12 protein-coding genes are annotated in these 11,773 nt (G+C 70.2%); 6 read left to right on the top strand and 6 right to left on the bottom strand.

The genetic code is table 11. The annotated features are described in order from the left end of the window. Positions 1 to 263 precede the first annotated feature (263 nt). Positions 264 to 683, top strand: coding sequence for a hypothetical protein (locus tag EDD92_RS18660; RefSeq protein WP_030943778.1), 420 nt, complete (start codon positions 264 to 266; stop codon positions 681 to 683). 208 nt (positions 684 to 891) lie between these two features. Here the strand turns inward: EDD92_RS18660 and EDD92_RS18655 are convergent, their stop codons facing one another. The 3 genes from EDD92_RS18655 to EDD92_RS18645 all read right to left on the bottom strand — a co-directional run bounded on the left by EDD92_RS18655 (position 892) and on the right by EDD92_RS18645 (position 4,675). Further along, positions 892 to 1,902: a YecA family protein gene (locus EDD92_RS18655; protein WP_123965393.1), complete on the bottom strand. Its 1,011-nt coding sequence runs from the start codon at positions 1,900 to 1,902 to the stop codon at positions 892 to 894. 62 nt (positions 1,903 to 1,964) lie between these two features. Continuing rightward, positions 1,965 to 3,122: an MFS transporter gene (locus EDD92_RS18650; RefSeq protein WP_123970444.1), complete on the bottom strand. Its 1,158-nt coding sequence runs from the start codon at positions 3,120 to 3,122 to the stop codon at positions 1,965 to 1,967. A gap of 80 nt (positions 3,123 to 3,202) precedes the next feature. Then, entirely contained in the window at positions 3,203 to 4,675 is a 1,473-nt protein-coding gene (locus tag EDD92_RS18645) for a beta-1,6-galactanase (protein ID WP_123965392.1), read from the bottom strand. A 216-nt stretch (positions 4,676 to 4,891) separates the two neighbouring features. Here EDD92_RS18645 and EDD92_RS18640 point away from each other — a divergent pair, with 216 nt between their 5' ends. Next, positions 4,892 to 5,677 carry a class E sortase gene (locus EDD92_RS18640; protein ID WP_123965391.1) on the top strand — a complete coding sequence of 262 codons (786 nt, stop codon included), beginning with the start codon at positions 4,892 to 4,894 and terminating at the stop codon, positions 5,675 to 5,677. 55 nt (positions 5,678 to 5,732) lie between these two features. Here the strand turns inward: EDD92_RS18640 and EDD92_RS18635 are convergent, their stop codons facing one another. Continuing rightward, the gene (locus EDD92_RS18635) at positions 5,733 to 7,202 is read right to left on the bottom strand and encodes an MFS transporter (protein ID WP_123965390.1); all 1,470 of its coding nucleotides are present in this window, start codon (positions 7,200 to 7,202) and stop codon (positions 5,733 to 5,735) included. Between the two features lie 69 nt (positions 7,203 to 7,271). Between EDD92_RS18635 and EDD92_RS18630 the strand changes: the two genes are divergently transcribed. From EDD92_RS18630 to EDD92_RS18615, 4 genes are all read left to right on the top strand, one after another. After that, positions 7,272 to 7,811, top strand: coding sequence for a helix-turn-helix domain-containing protein (locus tag EDD92_RS18630; RefSeq protein ID WP_123965389.1), 540 nt, complete (start codon positions 7,272 to 7,274; stop codon positions 7,809 to 7,811). 72 nt (positions 7,812 to 7,883) lie between these two features. Further along, positions 7,884 to 8,201 (top strand): DUF6412 domain-containing protein, encoded by a 318-nt coding sequence (locus EDD92_RS18625; RefSeq protein WP_123965388.1) that lies wholly within the window; start codon positions 7,884 to 7,886, stop codon positions 8,199 to 8,201. Between the two features lie 87 nt (positions 8,202 to 8,288). After that, positions 8,289 to 9,011: a YidC/Oxa1 family membrane protein insertase gene (locus tag EDD92_RS18620; RefSeq protein ID WP_123965387.1), complete on the top strand. Its 723-nt coding sequence runs from the start codon at positions 8,289 to 8,291 to the stop codon at positions 9,009 to 9,011. Positions 9,012 to 9,138: 127 nt separating this feature from the next. Further along, entirely contained in the window at positions 9,139 to 9,996 is an 858-nt protein-coding gene (locus tag EDD92_RS18615) for a fumarylacetoacetate hydrolase family protein (RefSeq protein ID WP_123965386.1), read from the top strand. A 118-nt stretch (positions 9,997 to 10,114) separates the two neighbouring features. Here EDD92_RS18615 and EDD92_RS18610 read toward each other — a convergent pair whose 3' ends face one another. Continuing rightward, positions 10,115 to 10,621: a heme-degrading domain-containing protein gene (locus EDD92_RS18610; RefSeq protein WP_123965385.1), complete on the bottom strand. Its 507-nt coding sequence runs from the start codon at positions 10,619 to 10,621 to the stop codon at positions 10,115 to 10,117. Beyond that, positions 10,618 to 11,691: a Gfo/Idh/MocA family oxidoreductase gene (locus tag EDD92_RS18605; RefSeq protein WP_123965384.1), complete on the bottom strand. Its 1,074-nt coding sequence runs from the start codon at positions 11,689 to 11,691 to the stop codon at positions 10,618 to 10,620. Before EDD92_RS18605 ends, EDD92_RS18610 begins: the two co-directional genes overlap by 4 nt. Positions 11,692 to 11,773 lie beyond the last annotated feature (82 nt).

The following is an 11,773-nucleotide window of genomic DNA, read 5'->3' as shown; positions in this document are numbered from 1 at the left end:
TGCTCCTTCGATCCCTTGCGCTTGATCTCTCGCGTCGGTGTGGATCTGTTCTAACAGGAGTCACTGACAATCGGAGCGCTTCTGCTGAAAGGTGATCGTTTTCAGGCAGGCACCGCACGTCTTACTGCCGCGACCCCCTCTAGCAGGCGTGTTGCGGGCACGTCAACCTCGGTTGTTCAGGCTGGCCGCACCTAATTCCCGCAGCCGAGACTTCAGGCATCGACCACAAGAGCCTCAGGGCTTCCAAGGGGGAGCAGAAGACGATGCGCATGAACAAGAAGGTCGCGGCCACGGTCTCGGCGTTGGTGATGACCACAGGGCTGCTGGCCATGTCCGGAGCCACCACCGCCAGCGCCGCGGACGGCTGCAACACGGACGTGGTGTCCGGGACCGCCCGCTCGGCGACCGGGGGCAGGGGCCAGCTCTTCGAGCTGAGGTACAACGGCTCCGGGACCAATACTTGTGCCTGGGGCCGTGTCACCAACGGCTCTCCCGGCATGCACGTCTGGGTGGACCGCAGCAGCGACGGCGGCCGTACCTGGGAGCCGCAGCTTGGCTGGCGGGAGATCGACGCCGGAACCAGCGTCCACACCGAAGCCTGGCGTGACAGCAACGGCAAGCTGATGCGGGCCTGCGGCGACTCCGGCTACAACACGCCCATCACCTGCACCGGCTGGTACTAGGGTCTGTCGGGAATGTGCTGGTCACGACCCTCATTGAGGGCTGTGACCAGCACCGTCGCCTCGTAGCGAACGGCGAGGTTGATGCCTGTCTCGTGGCCACGGCCCGGTGACGATTGAGGCGATGGATCCCGCACTTGACTGCCTGGCGCTCTATCGCTGCCGCCGGATCCACACCAGCGTCTGGTCCGGCTTGATGCCCCGCGCAGCTCTACGCCCCGTGACACCCCTCATAAACCCGCCCCGACCCGCACCAGCACGACGCCCCCCTCTGCGGCGGCCACTCCACAGCCCGCCCCCGAGCCGCCAGCGTCGTCGCATACTGCGGCAACAACTCCGCCTCCCCCGGCGAAGCCATCTCCGAAGCCGCGAACGCCTCGTACGACGGCACCGTCCCCGTCACGATCCCCAGATTCGGCGTGCCACTCGCCGCCAACTCCCGGAGCGACCCCTCTATCGTCGCCAGGTGCTCCTCATGCGACGGGTACTCCGCCGCCAGAGCCGGATACGCCTCCACCAGTTCCGTCAGCTCTCCCGCCGGCCAGTGCAGCACCGCCACCGGGAACGGGCGCGACAAGGCCTCCCGATACGTCCCCAACTCCGCCCGCAGACGTGAGATCTCAGCCGCCAGTTCCGCCGGGTTGTCCGAGCCCAGGGACCACACCCGCTTCGGGTCGTGGAGTTCGTCCAGCGAGACGGGGGACGAGTGGAGCAGGTCCGCCACGGTGTCCCACTCGTCGTGGGCGACGCCCAGCATGCGGCGTACGCGGTGGCGGCCGAACAGGAGCGGGTGCGTCGAGTACGGGGGTTCCTCCACGTCCGTCAGGAGGAGGCGGGCGCCTTCCGTGAACGTCTCCTGGGCCGCCTCCAGCTCGTCGTGGGCCTCCAGGGACTCCGCCACGATCACCCAGGGGGCCGGGTCGCGCGGGGACGCCGCTCGGATGCCGTCGATGATCGCTCGGGCCTCGGCCTCGTGGCCGTACTCCCACAGGTTCGAGGCCTTGAGGGCTCGTACCAGGTAGGGGTTCTCCAGGCCCGCCTGGGAGGACAGCAGGCGGTCGTAGAGCGTGGTCGCGGCGGGGCGGTCGCCGGACAGTTCCAGGTGGGCCGCGGCCTGGATGAGCAGGGCTTCGGCGTCCTCGGGGTACAGGCCGGCGGTTCGCTCCAGGCGGGCCGCTTCGGCGGTGTGGTCGACGTTCTCGGCAGGCGTGTCGGGGCGCATGAGGGAAACCGTACTGCCCATCCGCGGCGAAGAAGAGGTATGTGCTGGTCAAAGGGTGGGGATCACGCGACCTGCTCGGGACGCCCGCTCGACGCCCACACCATCGTCCCCAGTCCCGCCGCCACGATGCCCGCCCCTACGTACAGCGGAGCCGTATAGCCAAGCCCCGCGCTGATCGCGACCCCGCCCAGCCACGCCCCCACCGCGTTGCCGACATTCGACGCCGATACGTTCGCGCTCGCCGCCAGCGGGACTCCTTGGGCGGCGTCCGTGACGCGGGTGATCATGCCGGGGACCTGGGCGAAACCGAAGACGCCCGTGAGGAAGACCAGCACGACGGAGGCGGCCGGGCTGTCCGCCAGCAGGCCGAACAGCGTGAGGGTGGCCCCCAGCGCCGCCAGGGAGATGATCAGCGTGAGGTCGCGGTTGTGGTCCGCGGCGCGGCCGCCGGCCAGGTTGCCGAGGACCAGGCCGCTGCCGTAGACGACCAGCAGCCAGGCCACGTCCGTGTCCGAGAAGCCGGTGACCTCGGTGAAGGTGTAGGCGAGGTAGCTGAAGGCACCGAACATGCCGCCGTAGCCGAGGGCGGTCGCGGCCAGGGTCAGCCAGACCTGGCGGGAGCGCATGGCCCGTAGCTGCCCTGTCAGGGATCCCTGCGCGGCGGCCGACTTTCCCGCCCATCCCGGTACCAGCGCCGCAATCGCCACCGCCGCCGCCACCCCGATCCCCGTGATCGCCCAGAACGTCGCGCGCCAGCCCCAGCGCTCGCCGACCAGCGCGCCGAAGGGGACCCCCAGTACGTTCGCCACCGTCAGTCCCGCGAACATCACCGCCACCGCCCGCGATGCCCGTTCCGGTGGGACCAGGCGGCGGGCGACGAGGGAGCCGATGCCGAAGAACGAGCCGTGGCACAGGGCGGCGACGATGCGGCCGAGCAGCATCACCGGGTAGTTCGGGGCGAGGGCGGAGAGGAGGTTGCCGAGGACGAAGAGGACGACCAGGCCGGTGAGGACCGGCTTGCGGGGCAACCCCGCCGTCGCGGCCGTCAGCGCTGTCGCGCCCACCGCGACGGTCAGGGCGTAACCGGAGATCAGCCAGCCCGCCGCGGCCTCCGACACGGCGAGGCTCCGGCCCACCTGCGGCAGGAGCCCCGCGATCACGAACTCCGTCAGGCCGATCCCGAACCCGCCGAGCGCGAGCGCCACCAGCCCGGCCGGCATCCGCGACGAGGCGGACGAGGGAGACAAGGCAGACGAGGCATCAGAAGCAGCGGGGGCCCCAGCGGCCTCGTGTGGAGACGTCAGATCGTCACCCCGTCTATCTGCAAGGTCTGCACCGCCTTCCCCGCCAGCGACACCGAGACCGACTTCCCGCTCAGGAACGTGTCCGAGTACGACTTGTACTTGTCGCCGCCCGTCGTCACCGTGTTCCAGCGCGGGACCAGGCCGCCCGAACCGCCCGTCACCGTGGTGAAGTTGGAGAGGTTGAAGGTGAAGGTCTGGGCCGACGTCGAGGTATTCAGCGCCACGATCACCAGGCGCTTCGCGCTCGAGTCGTAGGCCGCGACCGCGTTGCTCACGCCCGTGTCGAGGATCTTCATGCCGGGGCGGATGTGCCGGCTGAACTGCGCCATCGTGTAGTACTTCGTCTGCACCGCGCCCGCCTGCAGCGTGCTCGCGTCGTACGCGATCATCGCCCAGTTCGAGGACGGGTCCATGACCTGCCAGTAGACCCAGGCGGTGGGGTGCAGCCAGCGGAAGTCGTAGAGGAGGTTGAAGGCGAGGGTGTAGCCCGTGCCGTCGTTGTCGCCGGTCTCGGAGTTCCAGAGGGCCTTGCCCGCCGTCGTCACCACGTCCGTGTAGAGCAGGTCGCGGCGGCCGCCCGAGCCCTGGTAGCCGTGGACGTTGACGCGGTTCACATAGCCCTTCGTCGTCGACGAGAAGGAGTTCCACGTGGTGCGGGCGAGGTCGTAGCTCGTCTCGTCCGAGGCCGAGATCTTCGTGCTCGTCAGGCCCCGCTTGTCCAACTCGCTGCGGACGTACGGCAGTACGGCGGACTGGACCGCCGAGTCGATGTGGCAGCCCTCCTGGGTGCCGGTAGCCGTCCACCAGTTGGAGCTGGGCTCGTTGAAGGCCTCGACCGTCGCGAAGTTCACGCCCCAGTTGTTCTTCGCGTAGAGGGCCACCGCCGCCAGGTGGGAGGCGTGCTGGCGGTAGTTCCAGGACTGGAGGTTGTTGCCGCCGTCGGAGGCGCCGGACGGGTTGTGGTTCAGGCACATCCACCACATGGGGGAGTTGGCGAACAGCTCGGTGGTCGCCCCGCGCGCCGTCGCCTTCACCAGCATCGCGCGCTGGGTGGCGTCGGCCGTCCACTTCCAGGCCGAGGACGTCGGGTCCTCGTTGTTCCAGTCCTGCCAGTAGCCCTCGATCTGCTTGAACGCAGGGATGTTGGGGGAGGCGACCATGCTCGCGCCGCTCACGGTGTTCGAGCTGCACGCGCCCAGGTTGTAACGGGCGATGTTCAGGCCCAGGCCGGGGAGCGAAGTGCCGTTGTACGTCGTCGACTTGGTGGTGAAGAAGATGTCGGCGAAGTCGTCCCGCGCGCCGAAGACATTGGCCCACCAGGCCAGGGAGGTGCCCCAGCCCTCCCAAGTGCCGTACGAGGTACCGGGGTTGACGGCGATGGTGGCATCCGCGCGTGCGGTGCCGGTCGCGAGAGCGCTTCCGAGGAGGGTGCCGCCGGCTGCGGTCAGCAGGGTTCTGCGTCGGATCATGGCTTCTCCGCCTTCGCTGGGCGACCTGGCCCGTCAGGTCACTGGAGGGAAGCATCGGGTGTGACGGGTGGGGTTGTCGAGGGTTGTGCCAGCCCTTTCTAAAACCTATGTACGAAGTCCCGAACAGTCCCTGTCGTAAGGCCGTCGCCGTGCGGGTCTGGTGACTTCCACCTCCGGCCCCTATCGTGCGGGCGGCCCGGTGAAGGAGGCGTACGGATGCGCGTTCCGGTCGTGCAGCACACCACCCGGCGGCAGCGCGCGCGCCGCCGACGTGTGCTGTGGACCGGCGGCGAACTCCTCGTCACCGCAGGCCTCGTGCTTCTGCTGCTCGTCGTCCACCAGCTGTGGTGGACCAACCGGGAGGCCAGGCGCGGCGCCGAGCGCAAGGTGGAGGCGCTGGAGCGGGAGTGGGGTGGCGGTGCCACCGACAAAGGCGACGACTCCGGTACGTCCGGCCCGGCGGCGACGCCCCAGCCGCGCACCGGCACCAGCACCGGCACCCGTACCCGCCGACAGACCACCGCCACCGCCGCGCAGCCCCGCCCCTCCTGGTCCCAGGCCTACGCCATCCTCACCATCCCCCGCCTGGGCCTGCGCGTCCCGGTCGCCGAGGGCGTCAGCAAACAGAACGTCCTCAACCAGGGGTACGTCGGCCACTACCGCGGCACCGGGCAGCCCGGCCAGGCGGGCAACTTCGCGCTCGCGGGGCATCGGAACACGCACGGCGAGCCGTTCCGGTACATCAACCGCCTGCGGGCGAAGGACGTCGTGGAGGTCGAGACGAAGACCGCGACCTACACGTACGCCGTCGACAAGACGCTGCCGCAGACCTCGGCTCGCGACTCGGGGGTCGTACGCCCGATTCCACGCTCGATCGTCAAGCCCGGGTACGGGTATTCCGGGCCGGGCTACTACATCACGCTGACGACCTGCACTCCGGAGTACACCTCCAGGTACCGGCTGGTCGTCTGGGGCAAGCTCGTTTCCATGCGCCCCCGTTGAGCCCCCGTGGAGTGACGCCCGGACCGGTCACGCCGGACCGGTCACGCCGGACCGGTCACGCCCGGACCGTCCGCTCGCGCAGCACCAGCACGGCCACGGCCGCCAGCAGGGCCAGACCCGCCGACACCAGCAGCGCGATGTTCGCTCCGTGCCCCAGACCCCCGCCCGACGACGTCACGATCGCGATCGTCAGGGCGACGCCGGCGCAGGAGCCGATGTAGCGGAACGTCTGCTGGGCCCCGGAGCCCATGGCCGCGCGGGCCGCCGGTACCGACTCCACCGACAGCAGGGGCAGGGCGGCGTTCAGCAGGCCGCTGCCGATGCCGCCCAGGATCAGGCCGGGCAGGAGGCGCTGCCAGGAATCCGAGTCGATCGCGCCGAGCATCGCCAGGACGCCCGCCGCGTGCAGGGCGAAGCCGACGGCGAGCTGGTGGCGGGGCGGGACGCGGCCCGCGAGGCGTTTCGCCTGGAGCGCCACTGTGAAGGACAGGCCGGACCAGAGCAGGAACAGCCAGGCCGTGTCCATGGGGGACAGGCCGAGCACCTGCTGGAACAGGACCGGCAGGAAGCTGAAGAGGCCGATCACCGCGAGGCCCGTGAACAGCCCGCCCGCGGACGAGGCCAGGAAGCCGGGTCGGCGCAACAGGCCCAGGTCGATCATCGGGGTCGCGGTGCGGTGCTCCACCAGCACGAACACGGCCACCAGCACCACGGCCGCCAGGAACAGCAGGCCCACCTCGGCGCGTAGCCAGCCGTCCCGGCCGAGCGTGAGGGCGGCGACCAGGGACACCAGTGCCAGGCCGAAGGTCAGTGCGCCCAGGATGTCCGGACGGCCGCCCCTCGGTGAGCGGGATTCCGTCAACGTGCGCGTCCCCAGGGCCGCCACGATCACCGCCGCCGCGCCCAGCACGCCGTACGCCACCCGCCAGTCGGGCATCGCGCCCGCGAGGAGTGGCCCCGCCGCGATGCCGCCGCTCACGAAGGCTCCCCATACGCCGGTCGCGTGGAGCCGGCCTCGCGGGGTCGGGAAGGCGTGCACCAGCAGGCCCAGGCTGCTCGCCAGGATCGCCGCGCTCGCGGCGCCCTGCGCTATGCGGGCCAGCGTGAACTGCAGTGTGGAGGAGGCCAGGGCGCCGAGGGCCGTGGTGATGCCGAGGGCGAGGGTGCCGATGAGGAAGATCCGGCGGCGGCCGTAGTCGTCGGCCAGGCTGCCGGCGACCAGGAGGAGCGCGGCGAGGCCCAGTGGGGTGCCGTTGATGAGCCAGGCCTGTGCGGAGAGCGGGGTGTGCAGGGCGACGGCCGTGTCCCGGAGCGTGACCACCGGGGCGGTGTAGGTCATCAGGGTCACGGCTGTTGCCGCGCTGGTCAGGGCGAGGGTGGCGCGGGGATGAGGAGGCGCCTCCGTGTGCGGGGCGGGCTGCTCCGGGCGCGGGGCGGGCGGCTTTGCGTGCGGTGCGCCGCCGACCGCCTCCTGCGCCGCGGCCCTGTCGGCTCCCGTAAGAGTTCGGTCATTGAACCTAGTCATGTCCTGAACCGTAACACCCTAGGTTCGGTCACTGAACCAAGCTCGCGAAAAATGGTTACAGTGGACGCCATGGCACTCGGCAAGGACTACGCGACACAGGAGTGCTCCATCGCCCGCGCGCTGGAGATCATCGGCGAGCGGTGGACGCTGCTCGTCATCCGCGACGCGCTCTACGGCGTGCGCCGCTACAACGACTTCCTCGTCCACCTCGGCATCCCGCGCGCGGTCCTCGCCGCCCGCCTCCAGGCGCTGACGGCGGAGGGGATCCTGGAGAAGCGGCGCTACCAGGAGTCGCCGCCGCGGGACGAGTACGTCATCACCGAGCGCGGCATCGCCCTGTGGCCGGCCCTCCGCTCCCTCGGCCTCTGGGGCCGCGAGCACTACACCAAGACCCAGCTGCGCTACTTCCGGCACGCCACCTGCGGAACCGAACTCGGGCCGTACGGAGAATGCCCCGCCTGCGCAACCGTCGTACCCGTCGAGGACGTCCTCATGGAGCCGGGACCCGGACTCGATCCGGACCCGGCGGATCCGGTCAGCCGGGCGCTGCTCAGGCCGCGGAGGCTGTTGCAGCCCCTGGAGCTGCCCGTCGAGAGCGGTCAGGCGTAGCGGTCAGGTATAACCGAGGCAGACGAACAGAACAGACGAGTGGCAATACGCACGCGTATGAGGGGGGCAGTCATGATCCGCAGCCGGACGTCGCTGCGTCCCGTCGCCGTACTGCTGCTCCCGCTCCTCGTCCTCCAGGTCGCGCTGCTCGACACCGGCAGCCTCACCGCCACCGTCGCGCTCGCCGCGACCGCCGCCGCCGGCTCCGCACTCGCCGCCTGCGCCCTGCTCACCGCGCGCTGCGCACCCGCGGTGCCGCCCACGCGCGTGCGCACCGCCATCCGCGACCGTGCCCGCCGTACGGCGTTCCTGCCGCAACGCGACCCCGACGCCAAGGGGCGCACCCGGCCCCGAGCCCCCGGATCCGCCCTTCCGGCGACCGCCGCGTAGGGCTCACCGCACGTAGCCGGCCCCGCGCGGGTCGTCATGCCGCCCTGTCCCAGTACCGGCACGACGAGACCCCCGGAGGGCTCACCCATGTCCGTTTTCTCTTTGTTCGCCGACCTGGTCGGACACTTCGCCGACCTGCTCCAGCCGCTCTTCGGCGCCTCGGCGGCGGCCGCCGCCATCGTCCTGTTCACCGCTCTCGTACGACTGCTCGTACACCCCCTGTCCCGGGCCGCCGCCCGTGGGCAGAAGGCCCGGACCGCGCTGCAGCCGAAGATCGCCGAGCTGCGGAAACAGCACAAGAAGGAACCCGAGAAGCTCCAGAAGGCGGTGCTGGAACTGCACGCCGAGGAGAAGGTGTCGCCGGTGTCCGGGTGCCTGCCGTCGCTGCTGCAGCTGCCGGCGTTCTTCCTGCTGTACCACCTGTTCTCCAGCACGAGCATCGGCGGGCAGGCGAACGAACTGCTCACGCATCAGCTGCTTGCCGCTCCGCTGGGTGGGCGGTGGGCGGATGCCCTCGGGGGCGGTGGGGTGTTCGGGGGTGCGGGGCTGGTCTATCTCGCGCTGTTCGCCCTGGTCGCTGTTGTTGCTGTCTTCAACTACAGGCGCACGAAGCGGATGATGGCCGCCAACAACCCCCTCCCGGTGCAGGAGGGCGAGTCGGTTCCGGGACTCGGTGCCGTCAGCAAGGTCATGCCGTTCATGTCCTTCTTCACGTTGTTCACGGTGGCGGTGGTACCGCTGGCCGCCGCGCTGTACGTGGTCACCAGCACGGCGTGGAGCGCTGTGGAGCGGGCGGCCCTCAACTCCTGATCCAGTGGTTACGGTCCAGTCCGTGAACCGGGTATTGCGGACTGGACCGTGACCTTGGAGGATCGACCAGTCCTCCGATGGCTGCACCCATCGGTCGGGCGCCCCGCGATCGAGGGAGATTGTGATCATGAAGCTGCTGCGAGTCGGTACGGCGGGATCGGAGACGCCTGCGCTGCTCGACGCCGACGGGGTTCTGCGGGATCTGTCCGGTGTCGTGACCGACATCGACGGGACGTTGCTCGCCGACGACGAGGCGCTCGGCCGGATCCGCGCCGCCGCCGACGCCGGCGAGCTGCCCGCACTGGATGCCACCGGGCTGCGTGTCGGGCCGCCCCTCGCACGGATCGGCAAGATCGTGTGCATCGGGCTGAACTACCACGACCACGCCCGCGAGACCGGGGCCGAGCCGCCCGCCGAGCCGGTGGTCTTCTTCAAGGCCGCGGACACGGTGGTCGGGCCGTACGACACGGTGCTGGTCCCTCGCCGGTCGGTGAAGACGGACTGGGAGGTCGAGCTCGCCGTCGTCATCGGGCGCACGGCCCGGTATCTGTCGGACGACGAGGATCCGCTGGCGTACGTCGCCGGATACGCGGTCGCGCACGACGTGTCCGAGCGGGAGTTCCAGATCGAGCGGGGCGGGACCTGGGACAAGGGCAAGAACTGCGAGACGTTCAATCCGCTGGGGCCATGGCTGGTGACGGCGGATGACGTTCCCGATCCGCAGGATCTGTCGTTGAAGCTGTGGGTCAACGGGGAGTTGAAGCAGAACGGGACCACGGCTGAGCAGATCTTTTCCGTGGGGGAGGTTGTGCGGTACGTCAGCCAGTTCATGACCTTGTACCCGGGAGATGTGATCAATACCGGGACGCCGGCGGGGGTTGCCATGGGGGCGCCTGAGCCGAAGCCGTATCTGCGGGGCGGGGATGTGGTGGAGCTCGAGATTTCGGGGCTTGGGCGGCAGCGGCAGGAGTTCAAGGACGCGTAGGCGCTCCGCTGGGAGAGCCGGGGAACTGCGCTGGTTCGTCGCCTGCGGGCCGTCTGTGGCCGGTCGCGCAGTTCCCCGCGCCCCTGAAAGATGCGCAGTTCCCCGCGCCCCTGAAAGGTCACCCCTTGTGCAGGAACTCCTCCAGGGCCTCCACCACGAAGCGGTGATCGGCAAGTTGGGGCAGGCCTGAGACCGTGACCGCGCCGATCACGCCCACGCCCAGGACGTTGATCGGGAAGGAGCCGCCGTGGGCCGCGTACTCGTCCGGGTCCAGGCGGGAGGAGTCCTCGAAGGTGCTGCCCTTGGCGCGGAAGCGGGCGCCGACCAGGTAGGAGGCGGAGCCGAAGCGTTCGACCACCCGGCGCTTGCGGGCGATCCAGGCGTCGTTGTCCGGGGTCGAGCCGGGCAGCGCCGCGTGGAAGAGCTGCTGGCCCCCGCGGTGGATGTCGATCGCGACCGGGGCCTGGCGCTCGCGGGCCATCTCCACGAGCAGGGAACCCAGCGCCCAGGCGTCGTCGTAGGTGAACTGGCTGAAGACCAGGTGCCGTTCCTGCGCCTCCAGTTCCTCCAGGGGCGGGGTGAGTTCCGGGTGGAACTTCGGGGTGATCTCCTGGTTGTGCGTCACAGCGCCACCGCCACTCCGTCGCGGGCCGAACGGCGGGCCGCCTCGAGTACGTCGAGAGCGGCGGCCGCCTCGAGAGCGGTCACCGGGTTGGGACCGTCGTCGTTGAGGGCCCTGGTCACGGCCGCATAGTAGGCCGGATAGTCGCCGGGGAGGGTGGGTTCGGGGCGGCCTCCTCCGGTCGGCGGGGACTCGCCGGAGCCCACACGGCCCCACAGGGACTCGGGTTCCGTGCCCCAGTCGGCGGTCGTCCGCGGGCGCCTGCCCTCCCGCAGGGCCGCCTCCTGGGGGTCGAGGCCGTACTTGACGTAACCCGCCTGCGAGCCCAGCACCCGGAAACGCGGGCCGAGTTGGGCGGTCGTCGCGGAGACGTACAGGTGGGAGCGGACACCGCTCGTGTGCGTGAGGGCGATGAACGTGTCGTCGTCCGTCTCGGCGCCCGGACGGCGGATGTCCGACTCGGCGTAGACCTGTGCCGCCGGGCCGAAGAGGACCAGCGCCTGGTCGACGACATGGCTGCCGAGGTCGTAGAGCAGACCTCCGATCTCTGCGGGGTCGCCGGACTCGCGCCAGCCGCCCTTCGGCTGCGGACGCCAGCGCTCGAAGCGGGACTCGAAGCGCCACACGTCGCCCAACTCGCCCTCGGCCAGCAGCTTGCGGAGGGTCAGGAAGTCGTTGTCCCAGCGGCGGTTCTGGTAGACGGAGAGCAGCAGGCCGCGGTCCTCGGCGAGGGCGGCGAGCTCGCGTGCCTCGGCCGCCGTGCCCGCGACGGGCTTGTCCACGACCACCGGGAGTCCGGCCTTCAGGGCGGTGGTCGCCAGCGGGACATGCGTCTTGTTCGGGGACGCGATGACGATCAGGTCCAGCTCGGCGGCGCGGTCGAACAGTTCGTCGGGGGTGGCCGCGATCCGTACGTCCGGGAACTCGGCGCGGGCCTGCTGCTGCCGCTCCGGGTTCGAGGTGACCACCGTGTCGAGGGTGAGGCCCTCGGTGGCGGTGATCAGCGGGGCGTGGAAGACGGAGCCCGCGAGGCCGTAGCCGACGAGGCCCACGCGCAGAGGAGTACCAGTCATGCTCCCTACTTTGGCAACGCTGTTGCCAAAGTGCAAGCGGGGGAGAATGGAGGCGTGGACAGGACCAACGCAGGGGCGGCGG

Source organism: Streptomyces sp. TLI_185 (assembly GCF_003814765.1).
Classification (GTDB): Bacteria; Actinomycetota; Actinomycetes; order Streptomycetales; family Streptomycetaceae; genus Streptomyces.
The sequence above is the reverse complement of the archived record's forward strand: the minus strand, read 5'-3'. Positions and strand labels throughout refer to the sequence as shown.

Coding starts and splice junctions, on each gene's coding strand:
- EDD92_RS18660 (WP_030943778.1), top strand. CDS start 264: ATGCGCATGAACAAGAAGGTCGCGGCCACGGTCTCGGCGTTGGTGATG.
- EDD92_RS18655 (WP_123965393.1), bottom strand. CDS start 1,902: ATGCGCCCCGACACGCCTGCCGAGAACGTCGACCACACCGCCGAAGCG.
- EDD92_RS18650 (WP_123970444.1), bottom strand. CDS start 3,122: ATGCCGGCCGGGCTGGTGGCGCTCGCGCTCGGCGGGTTCGGGATCGGC.
- EDD92_RS18645 (WP_123965392.1), bottom strand. CDS start 4,675: ATGATCCGACGCAGAACCCTGCTGACCGCAGCCGGCGGCACCCTCCTC.
- EDD92_RS18640 (WP_123965391.1), top strand. CDS start 4,892: ATGCGCGTTCCGGTCGTGCAGCACACCACCCGGCGGCAGCGCGCGCGC.
- EDD92_RS18635 (WP_123965390.1), bottom strand. CDS start 7,202: ATGACTAGGTTCAATGACCGAACTCTTACGGGAGCCGACAGGGCCGCG.
- EDD92_RS18630 (WP_123965389.1), top strand. CDS start 7,272: ATGGCACTCGGCAAGGACTACGCGACACAGGAGTGCTCCATCGCCCGC.
- EDD92_RS18625 (WP_123965388.1), top strand. CDS start 7,884: ATGATCCGCAGCCGGACGTCGCTGCGTCCCGTCGCCGTACTGCTGCTC.
- EDD92_RS18620 (WP_123965387.1), top strand. CDS start 8,289: ATGTCCGTTTTCTCTTTGTTCGCCGACCTGGTCGGACACTTCGCCGAC.
- EDD92_RS18615 (WP_123965386.1), top strand. CDS start 9,139: ATGAAGCTGCTGCGAGTCGGTACGGCGGGATCGGAGACGCCTGCGCTG.
- EDD92_RS18605 (WP_123965384.1), bottom strand. CDS start 11,691: ATGACTGGTACTCCTCTGCGCGTGGGCCTCGTCGGCTACGGCCTCGCG.